The organism is Microbispora sp. CA-102843 (genome assembly GCF_050936215.1).
Classification (GTDB): domain Bacteria; phylum Actinomycetota; class Actinomycetes; order Streptosporangiales; family Streptosporangiaceae; genus Microbispora.
In genome coordinates this window covers 3,769,860-3,787,942 of the sequence record NZ_JBNJNF010000001.1, presented here as the reverse complement: position 1 = coordinate 3,787,942, position 18,083 = coordinate 3,769,860, and the positions used below count along the sequence as shown (strand labels likewise).

General features: G+C 72.3%; 17 protein-coding genes. 7 read left to right on the top strand and 10 right to left on the bottom strand.

The features are described 5' to 3' along the window. Nucleotides 1–121 precede the first annotated feature (121 nt). Nucleotides 122–2,485 (bottom strand): endopeptidase La, encoded by a 2,364-nt coding sequence (lon, locus tag ACQEVJ_RS17705; protein ID WP_433102261.1) that lies wholly within the window; start codon nt 2,483–2,485, stop codon nt 122–124. 153 nt (nt 2,486–2,638) lie between these two features. Here lon and ACQEVJ_RS17700 point away from each other — a divergent pair, with 153 nt between their 5' ends. The 4 genes from ACQEVJ_RS17700 to ACQEVJ_RS17685 all read left to right on the top strand — a co-directional run bounded on the left by ACQEVJ_RS17700 (nt 2,639) and on the right by ACQEVJ_RS17685 (nt 6,430). After that, nucleotides 2,639–4,093 carry an MFS transporter gene (locus tag ACQEVJ_RS17700; protein WP_433102259.1) on the top strand — a complete coding sequence of 485 codons (1,455 nt, stop codon included), beginning with the start codon at nt 2,639–2,641 and terminating at the stop codon, nt 4,091–4,093. Between the two features lie 139 nt (nt 4,094–4,232). Further along, complete coding sequence (locus ACQEVJ_RS17695) at nt 4,233–4,898, top strand: AIM24 family protein (RefSeq protein ID WP_433102257.1); 666 nt, start codon at nt 4,233–4,235, stop codon at nt 4,896–4,898. Between the two features lie 198 nt (nt 4,899–5,096). Continuing rightward, nucleotides 5,097–5,981, top strand: coding sequence for a hypothetical protein (locus ACQEVJ_RS17690; RefSeq protein ID WP_433102254.1), 885 nt, complete (start codon nt 5,097–5,099; stop codon nt 5,979–5,981). Then, the gene (locus ACQEVJ_RS17685) at nt 5,978–6,430 is read left to right on the top strand and encodes a GntR family transcriptional regulator (RefSeq protein WP_433102252.1); all 453 of its coding nucleotides are present in this window, start codon (nt 5,978–5,980) and stop codon (nt 6,428–6,430) included. The genes ACQEVJ_RS17690 and ACQEVJ_RS17685 overlap by 4 nt, the downstream gene beginning before the upstream one ends. Before the next feature lie 125 nt (nt 6,431–6,555). Here the strand turns inward: ACQEVJ_RS17685 and ACQEVJ_RS17680 are convergent, their stop codons facing one another. After that, nucleotides 6,556–7,134 carry an HAD-IA family hydrolase gene (locus ACQEVJ_RS17680; protein WP_433102250.1) on the bottom strand — a complete coding sequence of 193 codons (579 nt, stop codon included), beginning with the start codon at nt 7,132–7,134 and terminating at the stop codon, nt 6,556–6,558. A 29-nt stretch (nt 7,135–7,163) separates the two neighbouring features. Continuing rightward, nucleotides 7,164–7,997 (bottom strand): hypothetical protein, encoded by an 834-nt coding sequence (locus ACQEVJ_RS17675; protein WP_433102248.1) that lies wholly within the window; start codon nt 7,995–7,997, stop codon nt 7,164–7,166. Between the two features lie 211 nt (nt 7,998–8,208). On the opposite strand from ACQEVJ_RS17675, the gene arfB reads away from it, so the two are divergent. Then, on the top strand, nt 8,209–8,631 hold the full coding sequence (gene arfB / locus ACQEVJ_RS17670; RefSeq protein WP_433102246.1) for an alternative ribosome rescue aminoacyl-tRNA hydrolase ArfB: 423 nt from the start codon (nt 8,209–8,211) through the stop codon (nt 8,629–8,631). On the opposite strand, the gene ACQEVJ_RS17665 is transcribed toward arfB, so the two are convergent. Beyond that, nucleotides 8,603–9,229 (bottom strand): TetR/AcrR family transcriptional regulator, encoded by a 627-nt coding sequence (locus ACQEVJ_RS17665; protein ID WP_433102244.1) that lies wholly within the window; start codon nt 9,227–9,229, stop codon nt 8,603–8,605. The genes arfB and ACQEVJ_RS17665 overlap by 29 nt on opposite strands. A 94-nt stretch (nt 9,230–9,323) precedes the next feature. Here ACQEVJ_RS17665 and ACQEVJ_RS17660 point away from each other — a divergent pair, with 94 nt between their 5' ends. Further along, nucleotides 9,324–10,076: an SDR family NAD(P)-dependent oxidoreductase gene (locus ACQEVJ_RS17660; RefSeq protein ID WP_433102242.1), complete on the top strand. Its 753-nt coding sequence runs from the start codon at nt 9,324–9,326 to the stop codon at nt 10,074–10,076. A 4-nt stretch (nt 10,077–10,080) separates the two neighbouring features. On the opposite strand, the gene ACQEVJ_RS17655 is transcribed toward ACQEVJ_RS17660, so the two are convergent. The 4 genes from ACQEVJ_RS17655 to ACQEVJ_RS17640 are packed head-to-tail and all read right to left on the bottom strand — an operon-like array spanning nt 10,081 to nt 15,280. Continuing rightward, a complete protein-coding gene (locus ACQEVJ_RS17655; RefSeq protein WP_433102240.1) occupies nt 10,081–11,715 on the bottom strand; it encodes an amidohydrolase in 1,635 nt (544 codons plus the stop codon). A 22-nt stretch (nt 11,716–11,737) separates the two neighbouring features. Then, a complete protein-coding gene (locus tag ACQEVJ_RS17650; protein WP_433102238.1) occupies nt 11,738–13,030 on the bottom strand; it encodes an MFS transporter in 1,293 nt (430 codons plus the stop codon). A gap of 19 nt (nt 13,031–13,049) precedes the next feature. Continuing rightward, entirely contained in the window at nt 13,050–14,717 is a 1,668-nt protein-coding gene (locus ACQEVJ_RS17645) for an urease subunit alpha (protein ID WP_433102236.1), read from the bottom strand. Beyond that, on the bottom strand, nt 14,714–15,280 hold the full coding sequence (locus tag ACQEVJ_RS17640; RefSeq protein ID WP_433102234.1) for an urease subunit gamma: 567 nt from the start codon (nt 15,278–15,280) through the stop codon (nt 14,714–14,716). Before ACQEVJ_RS17640 ends, ACQEVJ_RS17645 begins: the two co-directional genes overlap by 4 nt. A gap of 122 nt (nt 15,281–15,402) precedes the next feature. On the opposite strand from ACQEVJ_RS17640, the gene ACQEVJ_RS17635 reads away from it, so the two are divergent. Then, nucleotides 15,403–16,596, top strand: a complete 1,194-nt coding sequence (locus tag ACQEVJ_RS17635; RefSeq protein WP_433102232.1) for a PucR family transcriptional regulator — start codon at nt 15,403–15,405, stop codon at nt 16,594–16,596. Here the strand turns inward: ACQEVJ_RS17635 and ACQEVJ_RS17630 are convergent. Both ACQEVJ_RS17630 and ACQEVJ_RS17625 read right to left on the bottom strand, forming a co-directional pair. Continuing rightward, nucleotides 16,593–17,228: a hypothetical protein gene (locus tag ACQEVJ_RS17630; RefSeq protein ID WP_433102230.1), complete on the bottom strand. Its 636-nt coding sequence runs from the start codon at nt 17,226–17,228 to the stop codon at nt 16,593–16,595. The two genes, ACQEVJ_RS17635 and ACQEVJ_RS17630, sit on opposite strands and share 4 nt — an antisense overlap. A 36-nt stretch (nt 17,229–17,264) precedes the next feature. Next, a complete protein-coding gene (locus ACQEVJ_RS17625) occupies nt 17,265–18,050 on the bottom strand; it encodes an HAD-IIA family hydrolase (protein WP_433102228.1) in 786 nt (261 codons plus the stop codon). Between the last annotated feature and the right edge of the window lie 33 nt (nt 18,051–18,083).

Sequence of the window (18,083 nt, the reverse complement as noted above, 5' to 3'; positions counted from 1 at the left end):
GATACGCTCACGACCGGCTGAAACAGGAGTGAGGTACTCCTTATTCCATACCGGGAATGTGTCCTTAATCACAGAGGCCCGCGCCTCCTGTGCGGAGACGCGGGCCGTGCGCGCGGAAGGGTCAGGCGGCCGCCTGCTGCTGGGCCACCGTCGCCGGGGTGAGGGCCAGGTCGAGGACCTCGCGGACGTCGCCCACCGCGTGGACGGTGAGGTCGGCCAGCACCTCGGCCGGGACGTCGTCCAGGTCGGGCTCGTTGCGCGCCGGGATGAGCACGGTGGCGATCCCGGCCCGGTGGGCGGCCAGCAGCTTCTGCTTGACGCCGCCGATGGGCAGCACCCGCCCGGTGAGGGACACCTCGCCGGTCATCGCCACGTCGGCGCGGACCGGCCGGCCCGACAGCAGCGAGGCCAGGGCGGTGGTCATCGTGACTCCGGCCGACGGGCCGTCCTTCGGCACCGCGCCCGCGGGCACGTGGATGTGCACCGACCTGTCCTTGAGCGACCCCACCGGCAGCTCCAGCTCGGCGCCCCGCGACCGCAGGAAGGACAGCGCGATCTGCGCCGACTCCTTCATCACGTCGCCGAGCTGGCCGGTCAGGGTCACACCGGTCGCCCCGGTCTCCGGGTCGGCCAGCGACGCCTCGACGTAGAGGACGTCGCCGCCCGCGCCGGTCACCGCGAGGCCGGTCGCCACGCCCGGCACCGCCGTACGCTGCCGGGCCTCCGGCAGGGACGACTCGGGCACGTGGCGCGGCCGGCCCAGGTAGGAGACCAGGTCGTCGGCCGCGACCGTCACCGGGAGCTCGGCCTCGCCGAGAGCGACCTTCGCCGTCGCCTTGCGCAGGATCCGGGCGATCGAGCGCTCGAGAGAGCGGACGCCGGCCTCGCGGGTGTACTCGCCGGCCAGGCGGCGCAGCGCCGCCTCCTTCACCGTCACGTCGTCGGCGGTGAGGCCGGCCTTCTCCAGGTTGCGCGGGAGCAGGTGGTCGCGGGCGATGGCGACCTTCTCGTCCTCGGTGTAGCCGTCGAGCGTGACGATCTCCATGCGGTCGAGCAGCGGCCCGGGCACCTGCTCCAGCACGTTGGCCGTGGCGAGGAACAGCACGTCGCTCAGGTCGAGCTCGACCTCCAGGTAGTGGTCGCGGAACGTGTGGTTCTGCGCCGGGTCGAGCACCTCGAGCAGCGCCGCCGTCGGGTCGCCCCGGTAGTCGGCGCCGACCTTGTCGATCTCGTCGAGCAGCACGACCGGGTTCATCGAGCCCGCCTCGCGGATCGCCCGGACGATGCGGCCGGGCATCGCCCCCACGTACGTGCGCCGGTGACCGCGGATCTCCGCCTCGTCGCGGACGCCGCCGAGGGCGACGCGGACGAACTTGCGGCCCATGGCGCGGGCGACCGACTCGCCGAGCGAGGTCTTGCCGACTCCGGGAGGCCCGGCCAGCGCGAGAACGGCGCCGCTGCGGCGGCCGCCGACCACGCCGAGGCCCTTGTCGGCCCTGCGCTTGCGCACCGCGAGGTATTCCACGATGCGGTCCTTCACGTCGTCCAGGCCGGTGTGGTCGGCGTCGAGCACCGCACGGGCCCCGGCGATGTCGTACTCGTCGGTCGTGTGGACGTTCCACGGGATGTCGAGCACGGTGTCGAGCCAGGTGCGGATCCAGCCGCTCTCGGGCGACTGGTCGGAGGCCCGCTCCAGCTTGCCGACCTCCTTGAGCGCGGCCTCCCTGACCTTCTCCGGCAGGTCGGCGGCCTCGATGCGGGCGCGGTAGTCCTCCTCCTCGTCGGAGGGGTCGCCGTTGAGGTCGGCGAGCTCCTTGCGCACGGCCGCGAGCTGCTGGCGGAGCAGGAACTCGCGCTGCTGCTTCTCCATGCCCTCCTGGACGTCCTTGCGGATGGTCTCCGCGACGTCCAGCTCGGCCAGGTGGTCGCGGGCCCAGCCGACCAGCTTGTCCAGCCGCTCGGCCGGGTCCGGGGTCTCCAGGAGCAGCAGCTTCTGCGGCGCCTGCAGCCAGGGGGCGTACCCCGCGCTGTCGGCGAGGACGGCGGGTTCCTTGATCTGGTTGACCGCGTCGACCACCTGCCACGCCCCCCGCTTCTGCAGGATCGTGGTGGTGAGCGCCTTGTACTCCTTGGCGAGCTCCTCGGCCCTCGGCCCAGCGGCGACCGGCTCCAGCACGGTCGCCTCGACCCACAGCGCCGCGCCGGGGCCGGTGGTGCCGGTGCCGACGCGCATGCGGTCGACGCCACGCACCACGGCCGCGGGCTCTCCGCCCGGCAGCCGGCCGACCTGTTCCACGACCGCGCTCACCCCCACCGGGCCGTAGCGGCCGTCTATCCGGGGCACCAGCAGGACCGTGCTCTCGCCATTGGCGCGGGCGGCGTCGATGGCGGCGCGGACCTCGGAGGCCGACAGATCGAGCGGCACGACCATGCCGGGCAGGACGACCTCGTCGTCCAGCGGGAGGACGGGAAGGATCTGGGACATCAGCACTCCAATAGGTTGAGTTATGTCGGCTCAACTAACAGGAGTCCGATCCTGTTCCCTGTTCTGCGTCAGTTCGCTGTGAGCGATCGTAATCGTGTAATCGTCCTTGCCGCGATGCGCGCCCACTCCCCCGGGTAACGCATGATGGCGTCCATGACATCCGGACATATCCGGCTTCGTTCGGCGCCAGGCCGGTGGGTGCTGCTGACCACGGTCCTGGGGTCGGGCATGGCGACCCTCGACGGCACCGTGGTCAACGTGGCCCTCCCCGCCCTCGGGCGCGACCTCCACGCCGGGATGTCCGGCCTCCAGTGGACCGTGAACGCCTACACGCTCACCATGGCCGCGCTGATCCTGCTGGGCGGGTCGCTGGGCGACCGGCTCGGCAGGCGGAAGGTCTTCGTCGCCGGGGTCGTCTGGTTCGCCCTGGCCTCCGCCCTCTGCGGGGCCGCGCCGAACACGCCCGTGCTCGTGCTCGCCCGTGCGCTCCAGGGCATCGGCGGGGCCCTGCTGATCCCCGGGTCCCTGGCGATCATCCAGGCGAGCTACGCACCGGACGACCGGCCGCGCGCCGTCGGCGCCTGGTCGGGGTTAGGCGGCGTGGCCGCCGCCCTCGGGCCGCTGCTCGGCGGATGGCTCGTGGAGGCGGCCGGCTGGCGGTGGGTGTTCCTGCTCAACCTGCCGCTCGCGGCCGTCGTGGTCGGCGTCGCCGCCCGGCACGTGCCCGAGACCCGGGACGCCGGGCCGCACGGCCGCTTCGACGTGCTCGGAACCGTCCTCGCCGCACCCGCGCTGGCCGGGCTGACGTACGGCCTGATCCTGGCGGGCGACGGGCTGGTGCCGCTGGCCGCCGGGCTCGTCCTGGCCGCCTGCTTCGTGGTGGTGGAGATCCGGCGCTCGCCCCGGTCCCTCGTCCCCGTGGGAGTGTTCGCCTCGCGGGAGTTCACCGCGGTCAACGTCGTCACGCTGGTCATGTACGCGGCGATGGGCCTGGTGTTCTTCCTGCTGGTCGTCCAGCTCCAGGTGTCGGCCGGACTCTCTCCGGTCGCCGCCGGGTCGGCGATGCTCCCGGTCACGATCCTCATGCTGCTGCTGTCGCCCCGGGCCGGCGAACTGGCGGCGAAAGTGGGCCCGCGCCTGCCCATGACGGGAGGGATCCTCCTGTGCGCGGCCGGGTTGCTGCTCATGAGCCGCATCGCCCCGGGCTCGTCCTACCTCGCCGACGTGCTGCCCGCGGCGGTCGTGTTCGGGCTCGGCCTGTCCGCCGCCGTCGCCCCGCTCACCGCGACCGTGCTCGCCACGGCGGAGGAGCGGTACGCGGGCGTCGCCAGCGGGGTCAACAACGCCCTGGCCAGGACGGGCGGCCTCCTGGCCGTCGCCGCCGTCCCGCCACTGGTGGGGCTGGCGGGGGACGCCTACGACTCGCCGGCCGCGTTCACCCGGGGGTTCCACACGTCGATGCTGGTCGGCGCGGCCATGATGGCCGTCGCGGCGGTCATCACGTTCGTCACGATCAGGACGAACGTCCTCGCGGCCGCGCCCGAACCGCCCGCCCCCGGCTGCCCGGTCGACGCACCACCCCTCGACCCCCGCCCCCCGACGAGTTGAGGCACGGCGAGTTGAGGCACGGCGGAAGGCCGGGGTCCGGGGGAGGTCGCATGCCTGGTCCGGTCGCCGGGCGCGGAACCGGAGCCCCCTCCCCGATCGTCACTACCCATGCACGATCACACTCATCGAAGGACCCTCCATGCGCAGCGCGCTCTTCGGGAACCTGAACGGCCAGCAGGTCCCCGGCAACTTCGTCCTGCAGAACTCCAAGATGCTCCGCGTCCACCTACCGCACGAGGTGATCGCCAGGCAGGGCTCGATGGTCGCCTTCCAGGGCCAGATGGACTTCGACTACGAGGGTTCCGGCGGAGTCGGCAGGCTGCTCAAGAAGATGGTGACCGGTGAGGGCGCGCCACTGATGCGCGTCAGAGGGCAGGGCCTGCTGTTCCTGGCCGACGACGCCCACGACATCCACCTGTTCTACCTGGAGAACGAGGCCCTCACCGTCAACGGCCGCAACCTGCTGGCCTTCGATCCCCAGCTCACCTGGGACATCCAGCGTGTGCAGGGCGCGGGGATCGCCGCGGGCGGCCTGTTCAACATGACGGTCAATGGCACCGGCTGGGTCGCGGTGACCGCGCACGGCGCACCGGTGCTCCTGGACACCTCCCAGATGCCGACGTTCGCCGACGGCCAGTCGGCGGTCTGCTGGAGCGCCCACCTGCAGGTGGGCGTCAACCGGACGATGAAGGCCGGTGCGCTGATCGGCCGTGGCAGCGGCGAGGCCATGCAGCTCGCCTTCCGAGGCCAGGGGTTCGTCCTCGTCCAGGCGAGCGAGGGCCCGCCGGTGGCGCAGGCCCAGTAGAAGCTCACTGAAGATCTCGCGTTCTGGCCTCGTTCATTCTGGGGTGAGGCCAGGGTGATTCACGTTGTCGGGATGCGTAGCGCGGCGAGGTGCGACGCCTCGGTGTAAGGGCTCCATGCGGGATTTGTATCAAGGAGTTGCGACAAGCGGCCGGGCCGGGGATGATTTGTATCATCCGGTTGATACAAAGGAGTTGGCGTGGGCCCGGTGATCCCCCTTACCCTCGCGGTGCTGCTGATGCTGGTCGCCGCACTCCTCGCCGTGCTGATATCGCTGAGCCGCGTGGTCTCAGTGCCGGCCGGCGGCGATCTGTCTGTGCTGCGCGTAACCACGACACGACTCCTCTGGGCGCGGCTTGCCGGGCTGGCGGCCGGCCTCGCGGCCTCCTGGTTCGTGTCGAGCTGGAACGGCCTCGGCCGGGGGCCGATGCTGGCCGCCCCCGTCCTGGGCATCGGCCTACTGCTCGGCACGTTGGCGGGAGAGCTCGCCGCGCCACGCCCTCACGGGCCGATCCGGGGTGCGTCACTGGAGATCAGAAGGGCGCGTGACTACCTGCCCGGATTCTCCGCGCGGCTGGCCGGCGCCCTCACGCTGGTGACCGTCCTGCTGCTGTCCGTCACGTCCGTCACGGCGAGCGCCGACGACCTGGGGCGTGCGGGACGGGAGCTGGCCATGACCAGCCCCGACGGCACGGTGCGGAGCGTGACCGGTCCGTGGCCCGGCTGGTTCTACGCGTGGCCCATGCTGGCCGTGCTCGCGACCGCGTTCCTGCTCTCCGCGTTGGTGGTGCATCGCGTCGTGCAGCGTGGACGCCCGGGTCTCGACGCGGCGGCGAGAGCCGTGGACGACGTGCAGCGCGCCCATAGCGCCCGCGTGGTCACCGCGGCCTACGGCCTCTGCGTGGCCCTGCCGCTTGCCGGTGTCGCGGTCGTCGCCGCGGGAGTCCTCTTCAGACAGAGCGATTTCGCCGGCTGGACCACGCCCGCGGCGTTCGGCCTCCTGGGGATCGCGGTCTTCGCCGCGGGCTCGGCCATCTGGTACCTGGCCGAGTTGCTCTCCCGGCCAATAATCAGAGCATCATGATCGAGGTCGATGTCACCAGCCCCTCTCCGCCGTACGAGCAGATCCGGGCACAGTTCGCAGAGCTGATCAGGTGCGGGGTGCTGGCCGTCGGCACCCGGCTCCCTCCGGTTCGCCAGCTCGCCGCCGACCTCGGCCTGGCGGCGGGCACCGTGGCGCGGGCGTACAAGGAGCTGGAGCAAGCCGGATATGTGACCGGAAAACGCGGGGGCGGCACCCGAGTTCTGCCGCAATCCGAACCTCGGACGGCGCGAGCGGAGCTCATCAGGAGCCACGCCCGCGCCTACCTCGCCGAGGTGACCCGCCTTGGCGGATCCGCCGAGGAAGCGATCGCCGCCCTGTCCGATGTGGCCGCGGCCATCCACCCGGGCGAGGACGCGGACCGTGAGCGGCTCGACCTGGATCCCGCCATGGCGGACCGGTCCGGGCCCGGTACAGCACCCCATCGATGACCATGCGGTGACCACTCCACCGGCCACCGCGTGCTCCCGGGGGTGGCCTCCCCCGCCGCTCGCAGCCGGGTCCACAGCACGATCCGGTCCGCGGTGGGCTCCGCCGTGAACCGCCGACGAACAGCTCAGCCCAGCAGCGTCTTCAGGTCCTCGCGCAGGGCGGCGCCGTCGCGGAAGTGGACGGCGGCGAGCCCCGCCCGCTCGGCCGCCGCGACGTTCTCCAGCCGGTCGTCCACGAAGACGAGGTCGCCGGGGGCCGCTCCGAGCCAGGCCACGGTCTCGTGGAAGATCTCCGGCTCCGGCTTCACCAGACCCATCCGGCCGCTGTAGAACCGCGGGCCGATCGGCCGCATGAACGGCAGCGTGTCGATGCCCTCGGCGACGCAGACCGGCATGTTGGACAGCAGCGCCATGGGCACCCCGACACCGGCCAGCTCATCGATGATCGCCACGGTCTCCTCGTTGGGCCGCGACCAGCTCGCCACGTCGAGGGCGACGACCGCGTCCAGCTCGGCGCCGCCCATCGGCCTGCCGTACACGTGGGACCAGTACGCGGCCGGGTCGAGCGAGCCCCGGTCGAAGTCGAGCCGCACCTCCCAGTAGCGGTCCTCGAACCCCGGATCACCTCCCGCCATGCGCGCGACGTCCTCGGGGGCCTGGGGAAGCGACACGACGTTGCCGTAGTCGAAAAGCACAGTCTTCATGGTCGTACGATCATAACCGCTGTTCGGACTCAGGCCACGTAGGGCTTGAGGTACTCGTTGGCGCTCCCGCAGCGCAGGTAGTTGCGCACGGTGTGGAAGTCGAGCCAGTCGATGTCGCAGGAGACGTCCCGCTCGACGCCGTCGAAGCACGACGCCAGCATGGCCGGGATCGCGGCGATGTCGTCCTTGTCGGCGATGTTGATCCAGCGGCGCACCCCCGGCGGACGCGCCCCGCGGCCCCGGACCGGGACCGGCGCGAGCCGCTCGAAGACGACGTCGCGCATGCCGAGTGGGCTGCCCAGCGTCACCAGCAACTCGACCGACAGGTCGGGATGCGCCCACAGCGCCTCGTACGTCACGACGCTGCCGAGGGAGTGGGCGACGACCACCCGGGGACGGCGCCTGCGGACGACGTCGGCCACCGCGTCGCGGGCGCGCACGCGCGGGTCGCCGCCGCCCAGGTAGGCGGCCACCTCCGGGCAGAAGTCCTGGGCGAAACGCACCGCCTGCGGGCCCATCCTCGTCAGCAGCCACTCGGCCAGCCGGTGCGCGAGACCGGTGAGCGACTCCCCCGCCAGGTCGCGGAACGGACCGCCGAGCTGGACCGCCCAGTCGGCGAGGACCAGCTTGGCCGGCGCCTCCATCTGCCGCGTCGGATTCGGCGGCCCGCTGTGCAGGTGGTGGGCGTAGTAGGCGATCTCGGCGAAGTACTCGCCGGCGCCGTTCGCCCGGCCGGTGAGACCCTGGCGCAGATAGGCGTTCCACTTGGCCCGCATGGCCTCGGCGGCGCCGCCCGCCGACCCGCCGGCCTCCTCGTAGTAGTGGTACTTGCCGATGCCGTGGACGCCCACGATCGAGGTCATGCTCCCGCCCATCCCTGTCGTTCCAATGCCGGGGGTCTCCGGATTCCGGGGGTTCCGGGGTTTCGGGGGTCTCCGGGTTTCGGGGGTCACTGTGCACGACGCCATGGACCGCGACAACCGCAAGCCGCGTTTACGGTGATAAATGGAGAGCGGCGGTGATATTCACCCGGATAAGTTGGTCGTCCGGTCCGTAAACCAAGGGAGAGAACCGATGTCAGGCCCGTTGCACGTGCGCGGCTCGATCGTCGTGCCCGAGGCGGAGCTCGCCTGGCGCTTCTCCCGCTCGTCCGGCCCGGGCGGCCAGGGCGTCAACACCACCGACAGCCGGGTCGAGCTGAGCTTCGACCTCGCGCGTACGACCGCCCTCGGCCCGGCGCTCAAGGCCCGCGCGCTCGAACGGCTCGCCGCCCGCCTGGTCGACGGCGTGATCACGTTGGCGGCCTCGGAGTACCGTTCGCAGCTGCGCAACCGGGAAGCGGCGCGGGAACGGCTCGCCGCCCTCCTCCGCGACGCGATCGCGCCGCCGCCCAAGCGGCGCCGTCCCACCAAGCCGTCAAAGGGCGCGGTCGAGCGCCGCCTGGCGACCAAGAAACAGCGCTCCGACCTCAAGCGCCTGCGCCGTACGGAGGACTGAGCCGCGGCACGCTGTCGCGCAGGTGCCGGATGCCCATGTCCAGCGCCGCCTCCAGGTGGGTGAGCCGGCCGGTGGACAGGTGGAGCAGCACGCCGCCCTGGATCCCCGCGAGCAGCGCGGCCGCCGCCTGCCCGGGATCGAGGCCCGGGTCGATCTCGCCCGCGGCCTGCATGTGCCGCACACCGGCGGCGATCTCCGCCTCCCACCGGAGCATCAGCTCGGTCACCACCGCCTGGGCGCCCGGTGTGCTGTGGCCCACCTGCGACATCACCACGTTGAGCGGGCACTGCCGCCCCTGCTCGCGGTAGCGCTCCACCACGCGGTCGCGCCAGGCCCGCCAGGCCGCCCACGAGGTGAGCTCGCCGAGGTAGGGCTGCTGGTCCGCGAGCACCCGGCCGGCCTCGAAGCGGGCCACGGCCAGCAGCAACTCCTCCTTGCCGCCCGGGAAGTAGTGGAACAGCTGGCTCTTGCTGGTGCGCGTACGGGCGCGCACGTCGTCGAGGGTGGTGTCCATCACCCCGCGCTCGCGGATCGTCTCGGCCGCGCCCTCGACGATCCGCTGCCGCGTGGCGGCCCCCTTCGTGGTCAGCGCCCGCACCGTGTCCTCCTTGGGACTGACTTTTCTGGACTTGCCGGTCCATTTTGCCGCAGGCAGCATGAACGCCGCACCGCGTCTCACAAGGAGAATCACCATGACGGAACGCCTGCGGAACCGCACCGCCCTCGTCACCGGCGCCACCGACGGCATCGGCGCCGCCGTCGCCCGCGCGCTCGCCGCGGAGGGGGCCCTGGTCGTGGTCAACGGCCGCGACTCGGCCCGGGGAGAGAAGGTGGTCGCCGCCATCGCCGAGGCCGGAGGCCGGGCCGCCTTCGTCCGCGCCGACCTCGCGCACGCTCAGGGCGTACGCGACCTGGCCGCCGCCGCCCACGACCTGGCCGGCGGGCCGCTCGACATCCTGGTCAACAACGCCGCCATGCTGATCACGCCGGCCCCGACCGCCGAGGTGGCCGAGGACCTCATCGATGGGGCGCTGGCGGTCAACGTCAGGGCCGCATTCCTGCTCACCGGCATCGTCGCCCCGGCCATGGCCGCCCGCGGCCGCGGCGCGATCGTCAACATGGGCTCGATCAGCGGCCTGTCCGGGACGGGCGGGTCGGCCCTCTACAGCATGACGAAGGCCGCGATCCACTCGCTGACCAAGTCGTGGGCCGACGAGTACGGACCCAGCGGCGTGCGGGTCAACACCGTCGCGCCGGGCCCCACATTCACCGAGAAGGTCGCCGCGATGGAGGAGCACCTGGCACCGCTGATCTCCCGGCTGCCGTCCCGGCGGGCGAGCACGCCGGACGAGGTCGCCCGGGCGGTCGTGTTCCTCGCCGGCGACGACGCCTCGAACATCCACGGCGCGATCCTGAGCGTCGACGGCGGACGCGCCGCGATCTGAGCGGTTAAGCGGAGAGGCCGGCCCCGTCGAAGACGAAGGCGCCGCCGACGACCGTGGCGAGCACCGCGACGTCCTTGATGCGTTCGGGGGCGACCGCGAACAGGTCGTCGCCCAGGACGACGAAGTCGGCCAGCTTGCCACGCGACAGCGTGCCCTTGTCCCGCTCCTCCCCGGCCGCGTACGCCGAGCCGACCGTGTAGGCGCGCAGCGCCTGCTCCACGGTGAGGGCCTCGCCCGGGGTGAACGGCACGCCGCTCGCCGTACGGCGGTTGACCAGGTCGTGGATGCCGAGCAGCGGGGCGCCGTCGGCCACCGGGCAGTCGGAGCTGCCCGGGACCACGATCCCGGCCTCCAGGAACGACCTCTGCCGGTAGCAGCCGAGCGAGCGCTCGGGGCCGAGGGCGGCGAGCATGCCGTCGCCGAGCTCGGAGACGAACCGGCCCTGGGGCACCGGGATGACGCCGAGCCTGGCGATCCTCGCCACCTGGGTGTCGCTGGTCACCGCGCAGTGCTCGATCCGGTGGCGGGCGCCGGGCCGGGGATCGCGCGCCTGCGCCTCCTCGTAGGCGTCGAGGACCACGTCGATCGCGTGGTCGCCGATGGCGTGGGTGGCGATCTGCCAGCCCGCGGCGTGCGCCCGCAGGATGAAGGCGCGCAGCGCCTCCGCGTCCTCCTGCAGCAGTCCCCGGTTGCCCGGCTCCCCCTCGTAGTCGCAGCACATGGCGGCGGTGCGGCCGATGAGCGAGCCGTCGGAGAACAGCTTCACCGGCCCGATCCGCAGCCGCTCGTCGCCGATGCCAGTGCGGAACCCGAGGTCGAGCCCGAACCAGCCGTCGCCGATGTCGTGCAGGTTGGGCGAGCCGGGCATCAGCGTGGCCCGCTGCGGCAGCACCCCCCGCCGGACCGCCTCCTGGAAGGCCGCGAGGTCCCAGGGGCCGTTGCCGGCCAGCCCGCGCCCGACGCCCGGCTCGGTGAAGCTGGTCAGGCCCTCGCCGGCCGCCACCCGGCCGGCCAGCGCGATGCCCTCGACGAAGTCCTCGAACGGCACCGGGCGCAGCACGGCGTCCGCCAGGCCCTGGGCCTGCTCCGCCAGCAGGCCGTCGGGCCGCCCACCGGCGTCCCGCCCGACCGTGCCGCCGGGGACGTCGGGCACGTCCTCGACGCGTTCGAAGCCCATGCGGGCGAACGCCGCCGTGTTCGCGACGCCCATGTGGCCGGAGACGTGCTGGAGCCAGACGGGCCGGCCGCCGGCCGCCCGGTCGAGCGCCTCGCGGCTCGGGTGCAGCCCGCCCAGCTTGTTCTGGTCGTAGCCCGCTCCCTTGACCCACGCGTCCCGCGGCAGACCCGCGGCGCGCTCGGCGACCTTCGCGTACAGCTCGTCGAGCGTCCGCACCCGGCCGTCGCGCAGGTCGAGCTCACTCAGCCGCTGGCCCCGCATGCTCAGGTGATGGTGGGCGTCGTTGAACCCCGGCACCACCGGCGCCCCGCCGAGGTCGACGACGACGTCGGCGGTGAGCCCGTCCAGGTCCTCGTCCAGCCCGGCGATCCGGCCGCCGAACACGCCGAGCCGGGTCGCGGCGGGCCGATCGGGGTCCAGGGTGGTGAACCGGCCGTTGACGAACAGGACGTCCAGACGCATGGTGCTTCCCTTCGAGATTGCCTCAGGCGGCCGAGGTGACGGGCCCGGCCTTCGCCGCGACGACGGCGGAGCGGTACCGCAGGCCGGCGACGCACGCCATCGTCAGCAGGATGATCACGATGTACTGCACCACCACGAGCCAGATCGATCCCGACCAGGTCAGGAGCGCCTGCGCGATGAGCGGGGTGGTGCCGCCGATCAGCGCGCCGCACAGCTGGTAGGACAGCGAGATGCCCGTATAGCGCACCCTGGCCGGGAACGCCTCGGCGAGGAAGCCCGCCAGCGCCGCGTACGACGAGCCTCCGAACACGACGCTCAGGGCGAGGCCCAGCGTGGCCAGCGGCGCGGAACCGGTGCCGACCAGCAGGAACGTCACCGGCGTCATGACGATCAGCACCGTGAACGCCGCCAGCATGAACTTCGCGGCTCCCCAGCGCTGGCCGAGCACGGCTCCCACGGGCTGCGTGACGAACTGCACGACCGACACGACGAGCAGCACGTTCAGCATCGTGCCCTTCGTGATGCCGAGGTCGGTGGTGGCCCACGACAGGATGAAGGTGTTGGTGAAGTACGCCGACGCGATGCCGACGCCGCTCGCCCCGATGCCGAGCAGCACCAGCGGCCACGCCGTGCGGAAGACCTCGGCGACGGGGAGTTTGGCGACCTCCCGCTGCTCGCGCAACCGGACGAACTCCGGCGACTCCTCCACCCGCAGCCGGATGACGAGCCCGATCACGAGCAGGATCGCGGAGGCGAGGAACGGGATGCGCCAGCCGTACGACAGGAACGCGTCGTCGGGCAGCAGGCTGACCAGCGCGAACATGCCGGTGGCGAGGATCGAGCCCGCGGGCGAGCCCTGCTGGGCGAACGCCGCGTAGAGGATGCGCTTGGGCCCGGCGTGCTCGGCGGCGATCAGCACGGCGCCGCCCCACTCGCCGCCCACCGCGATGCCCTGCACCAGGCGCAGCGCGGCCAGCAGCGCGGGCGCCGCCATGCCGACGGACCCGTACGTGGGCAGCACGCCCACCAGGGTCGTCGCGCCGCCCATGAGGAGCAGCGTGGTGATCAGCGTGCCCTTGCGGCCGATGCGGTCACCGAGGTGGCCGAAGACCACACCGCCGAGCGGGCGGGCCAGGAACCCGACCCAGAACGTGGCGAAGGACGCCATGACGCCCGCCGTGGGGCTGGCCTCCGGGAAGAACAGCTTGCCGAACACCAGCGCCGAGGCCGTGCCGTAGATGTAGAAGTCGTACCACTCGATGGACGTGCCGACGAAGGAGGCGATGCCCGCGCCGCGGGCCTTGCTCGTACTCAATTGCGTATCACCAGGGGGACTAGGCGAAGTGATGCAGTCGGGACAGGGGCACCTCGGTGGCCGGGTCCACGTGGACCTCGGCCCCGTCCACCAGGACGGGGCCGGGCTCCCGGGACAGCTCGACCCGCGGGGTCGCCGTGTTGCGGCACATGTCGGCCCTGGTCAGGCCGCGCGCGCGGCGGATGGCCGCGTAACGCAGGCCCGCGGGCAGCGCCTCACGGGCGTCCGCGGAGTCCAGCGCCTCGTGGGCGACGAAGATCCGCGACAGGCGGGCCGGCGCGTCGCCGAGCCCGCCGAAGTACGGGCGGTAGACCCGGGGCTGGGTCAGCCGGGTCGAGCCCGAGCCGCTGCCGGACACGCCCCAGGCGACGAAGCCGGCTTTGATCACGAGTTCGGGCTTGGTGCCGAACCAGGCCGGGTTCCACAGCACGATGTCGGCCAGGCGCCCCGGCTGGAGTGTGCCGACCTCGTGCGCGATCCCGTGGGCGATGGCGGGGTTCAGCGTGAGTTTGGCCAGATAACGCAGCACCCGCAGGTTGTCGGGCTGCACAGTTTCCGGTTGCCCGGCCCCCGCGCGCAGCGCCTGCAGGTGGGCGAGCTGCCAGGTCCTGCGGATCGTCTCGGCGACCCGTCCCATGCCCATCGAGTCGGAGTTGACGATGCTGATGGCGCCGAGGTCGTGCAGCGCGTTCTCGGCCGCGATGGCGTGCGCCCTGATCCGGCTGCGTGTCACCTCGACATCGCTGTCGATGTGGTGGTTCTGCCGGTGGACGGTCATCGTCATCGGGAACAGCTCGCCGACCGTGTTGGTGGTGTAGGGGATGGTCGGCGTCGTGGACGACGGCAGGATGTTCGGCTCGGAGAGGATCTGGAGCAGGTCGGGATGGCCGCCGCCGCCCTCCACGTGGTAGGCGTGGACCGTGCGGCCCCGGGTGGCGGCGATCGTGTCGGCCAGGTAGCCCGACTCGTTCATCGAGTCGGTGTGCAGCGCGACCGGCAGGTCCGCCTGCTCGGCGACCCCGAGGCAGGTGTCCACGATCCGGGGCGTCGCGCCGAAGTCCTCGTGGATCTTGAAACCCCCGGCGCCGGCGAGCACGGCCTCCTCCAGCAGCCTGGGCGAGCTGGAGGAGCCGCGGGCGAGGAAGGCGACGTTCATCGGGGTGCCCCGCCACGCGCTCATCAGCGTGTGCAGGTTGTGCGCGGGGTTGCAGCCCACGTCCCAGACGCCGCCGAGGCCCATGCCCACGACGGTCGTCACACCGGAGGCGAGCGCCGCAGGCGCGATCTCGGGTGAGGACAGGTGCACGTGCGAGTCGACGGCGCCCGGCGTGGCGATGAGGCCCTCGCCGGTGACGATCGCCGTGTGGGAGTCGATCGCGAAGTCCCCGACCCCGACGCTGACGACCCGCCCGTCCTTGACGCCGATGGCCGTCTTGCGCACGCCGAGCACCGGGTCGAGCAGCACGACGTTGGTGACGACCAGGTCGAGCGCCGACTCCCGGTCGGCGCGCGGGGAGGCCAGCAGCCCGTCCCGCAGCGTCTTGCCGCAGCCGCCGAGCAACTCGTCGCCGTACGGCGTGTCGTCGCGCTCGACCTCGATCCACAGGCAGGTGTCGCCGAGCCGTACGCGATCGCCCGTGGTCGGGCCGTAGATCTTCGCGTAGGTCTCCCTTGGGACGGTCGTCACGCCTTCACCACCTCCACGAGCCGCTCCACTCCCGGGGGGAAGGCGAGCGCCGTGCCCGCCGGGATGTCCAGGCGCATGCCCTCTGCCTGCGCCCGGTCGAAGGACAGGGCGGGGTTGACCTGGTCGAGCGGGAAGTGCGAGGAGACGTAGACCGTCTGCTCGCCCTCGTTGCGCACGGCGATCCGCCCCCGGTCGCGTCCCGCGTTGAGGCGCAGCTCGCCGTCGGCGGCCTCCACCGCACCGGGGCCGCGCCCGTTCCCCGCGCCGAAGGGGGTGTCGACGCAGACCAGGGCCGTGCCGTTGGGGAACAGCGCCTCGACCTGCACCTGCGGCACCAGGTCGGGCACGCCCTCCATCACGTCGTCCGCGGTGAGCAGCGACCGCGCCGCCGCCACGACCTCCTCCAGGGACGCGCCGTCCCAGGCGTGTTCGAGGATCTCGTCGCAGAGCAGGGCGATCGCCTCGGGGGCGTTGAGCCGCCGGCCCCGGGCACGGCGCCGCCGCGCCAGTTCCGCGACCGTGAAGAGGGTGAGCCGCTCCTGCTCGCGAGGCGTCAGGTGCACAGTCCGCCCTCGCTTTCATCTCCGCTCCATGGCCCGTCCTTACGGGCGAGTCAACCGTAGGCGCAGGCCAGGGGCTTACCCAACGGCATTCCGTCGCGGAAATCGGCGGCTACATTGTGCAGGTGAACACTCCCCCTCCCGCCTCGGTGACCGAGCTCGCGCTGCGCTGCCTCGACGACATCGGCGCCATCGTCGACGGGTGGCTGGCCCAGGTCGAGCTCATCGATCCGTACGGTTCACCCGACCCGCCCGTCTCCCGGGACGAACTGCGGGGCACCGCGCTGACCGGGCTGGACATGCTGCTGCGGCACATCGCCACGGGATCGGTCGCCCCCGGCATGGCCGGCCTCTCCGAGCGCGTCGGCGAGCGCAGGGCCGCCCAGGGCGTGCCGCTGAAGTCGCTGCTGGCCGCCGCGCGGCTCGACGCCCGGGTGCTCTGGCAGGCCATGAACGCGCGGGCGACACCGGAGGCGCTGCCCGGCCTGATCTCCGGGGCCCACCTGGTCTGGGAGGCGGTGGAGCAGCACGTGACCGGACTGATGACGGGCTACCAGCGGGCGGTGCTGGAGATGGGACGGCAGCGGGAGGACCAGCGCAGGGCCTGGTTCACCCGGCTCATGGACAACCAGGGCCGCAACCCCGACGTGGTGCGCGACGCCGGACGGGTCCTCGGGTTCGACCCGTCGCAGCCGCTCCTCGCCGTGGTCGCCCACCCCGGGGACGGGGCCGCACTGCGCGCGGCGGCGGCGGGAATGGCCGCGAGCATGGCCGGGAGCACGGCCGGGAGCACAATGCACTGCTACCGGCACGAGTCGCCGACCGGCGACGTGCTGATCGTGCAGCCGCCGGTCCGGACCGCCGATCCGCCGCGGTCGATCCTCGCCGCGCTCGCGGGGGTGCGCTGCGGTGTCTCCCCCGTCGTCGCGGGCCTGTCGCAGGTGCCCCGTGCCGTACGGCTGGCCTCGGCGGCCGCGGGGGCGTCCCGGGACGGTGCGGGACCGCGGCGGCTGGATGACGCCTGGCTGGACGTCTTCGTGGGCGGCAGCCGGGAGCTGGCGGCCGAGCTCGCGCACCAGGTGCTCGGCCCCCTGTCCGCCCTGGGCGAGGCGGAGGGCGAGCGGCTGCTGGAGACCGTGCGGATCCATCTGGCCGGCTCGGGCTCCGTCGCCGACACGGCCACGGCCCTGTACTGCCACCGCAACACCGTGCAGCACCGCTTCGCGCGCTTCCGCGAGCTCACCGGCCGGGACGTGCGCGTCCCCGAGGACGCGGCCGTCGTCGCCCTCGCGCTGCGAGCCGCCGAAACGCTCGCTTAGATTCGCCGGTCTTCCATCTCCCAGATGTGGTCGACGACGTGCCAGATGATGCGGCGGGCGGCGTAACGGACGGGCCAGCCCGTGCCGTCGGGAGGAAAGGCCTGCGCCGGCTGCGCGAGCACGCGCCCGATGTCCTCGCGCATGGCGGTCAGGCCGGCCTCGTCCTTGAAGGGCCTGTGCCGAACGCCGATCTTCCTGGCGTACGAGCGCTCGGCCTCCACGACGTGGGCGACCATCTTGTCCCTGTCCCTGCCACCACCCCTGGGGCCCTTGCGCAGCTCCTCCGGGGACGCCGCGGCCACCTCGGCGAGCACCGCCCAGGCCGCGCGGGCGAGGGCGGCCGTACGCGCGGCCTCCGGCGCGTCCACCGGCTCCCGGTCGAAGTCCGGGATGGCGGAGATCGCGCCGAAGTCCGTCGTGCTGTCGCCCTTGACCCGCTCGACGACCGCCGGGTCCCCCGGCGCGAACGCCAGCCCGGCCCGCTCGGCGATCACCTGGAAGCGCGGGGTGTAGTCCACGAGCGTGTCGAGCGCGGCCTCCTCCGTCCTGCCGATGCGGCACCAGCCCGGCCAGTCGATCGAGCAGGCGAAGACCTTCTTGGGGCCGATCTCCAGATAGACGCGGTGGTTCATACCGGTCAGCCTGACAGCCGTACCTGTCAGGCTCCGTCAGGTTCCAACCAGGTCGATGAGGTCGGCCACGGAGTTGACCACCTGCGTGGGCCGGAACGGATACCGGTCGATCTGGTCCTTCTGGGTGACGCCGGTGAGCACCAGGATCGTGTGCAGGCCGGCCTCGATGCCGCAGACGACGTCGGTGTCCATGCGGTCGCCGATCATCGCGGTGGTCTCGCTGTGCGCGTCGATCTGGTTGAGCGCGCTGCGCATCATCATCGGGTTCGGCTTGCCGACGAAGTAGGGCTCCACTCCGGTCGCCTTGGTGATCATCGCGGCCACCGCACCGCAGGCCGGCAGCGAGCCCTCGGTCGAGGGGCCGATGGGGTCGGGGTTGGTCGCGATGAAGCGGGCGCCGTTGTCGATCAGCCGGATCGCCCGCGTTATCGCCGTGAAGCTGTAGGTGCGGGTCTCGCCCAGCACCACGTAATCGGGGTCGAGGTCGGTCAGCACATAGCCGACCTCGTGCAGGGCCGTGGTCAGCCCCGCCTCGCCGATGACGTACGCCGAGCCCTCGGGCCGCTGGTCGGCGAGGAACTTGGCGGTGGCCAGCGCGGAGGTCCAGATCGCCTCGGGCGGCACCTCCAGCCCGGCCGCGCGCAACCGTACGGACAGGTCGCGGGGGGTGTAGATCGAGTTGTTCGTCAGGACGAGGAACCGCTTCCCCGACTCCTTCAGCCGCCTGATGAACTCGTCGGCACCCGGCACCGGCTGCCCCTCGTGGACCAGCACCCCGTCCATGTCGGACAGCCACGACTCGATGGGCTTTCGCTCGCTCATGTGTCCAAGCATGGCAGGTGAGGGGGCGGCGAA

Coding starts and splice junctions, on each gene's coding strand:
- lon (WP_433102261.1), bottom strand. CDS start 2,485: ATGTCCCAGATCCTTCCCGTCCTCCCGCTGGACGACGAGGTCGTCCTG.
- ACQEVJ_RS17700 (WP_433102259.1), top strand. CDS start 2,639: ATGACATCCGGACATATCCGGCTTCGTTCGGCGCCAGGCCGGTGGGTG.
- ACQEVJ_RS17695 (WP_433102257.1), top strand. CDS start 4,233: ATGCGCAGCGCGCTCTTCGGGAACCTGAACGGCCAGCAGGTCCCCGGC.
- ACQEVJ_RS17685 (WP_433102252.1), top strand. CDS start 5,978: ATGATCGAGGTCGATGTCACCAGCCCCTCTCCGCCGTACGAGCAGATC.
- ACQEVJ_RS17680 (WP_433102250.1), bottom strand. CDS start 7,134: ATGAAGACTGTGCTTTTCGACTACGGCAACGTCGTGTCGCTTCCCCAG.
- ACQEVJ_RS17675 (WP_433102248.1), bottom strand. CDS start 7,997: ATGACCTCGATCGTGGGCGTCCACGGCATCGGCAAGTACCACTACTAC.
- arfB (WP_433102246.1), top strand. CDS start 8,209: ATGTCAGGCCCGTTGCACGTGCGCGGCTCGATCGTCGTGCCCGAGGCG.
- ACQEVJ_RS17660 (WP_433102242.1), top strand. CDS start 9,324: ATGACGGAACGCCTGCGGAACCGCACCGCCCTCGTCACCGGCGCCACC.
- ACQEVJ_RS17655 (WP_433102240.1), bottom strand. CDS start 11,715: ATGCGTCTGGACGTCCTGTTCGTCAACGGCCGGTTCACCACCCTGGAC.
- ACQEVJ_RS17630 (WP_433102230.1), bottom strand. CDS start 17,228: ATGAACCACCGCGTCTATCTGGAGATCGGCCCCAAGAAGGTCTTCGCC.
- ACQEVJ_RS17625 (WP_433102228.1), bottom strand. CDS start 18,050: ATGAGCGAGCGAAAGCCCATCGAGTCGTGGCTGTCCGACATGGACGGG.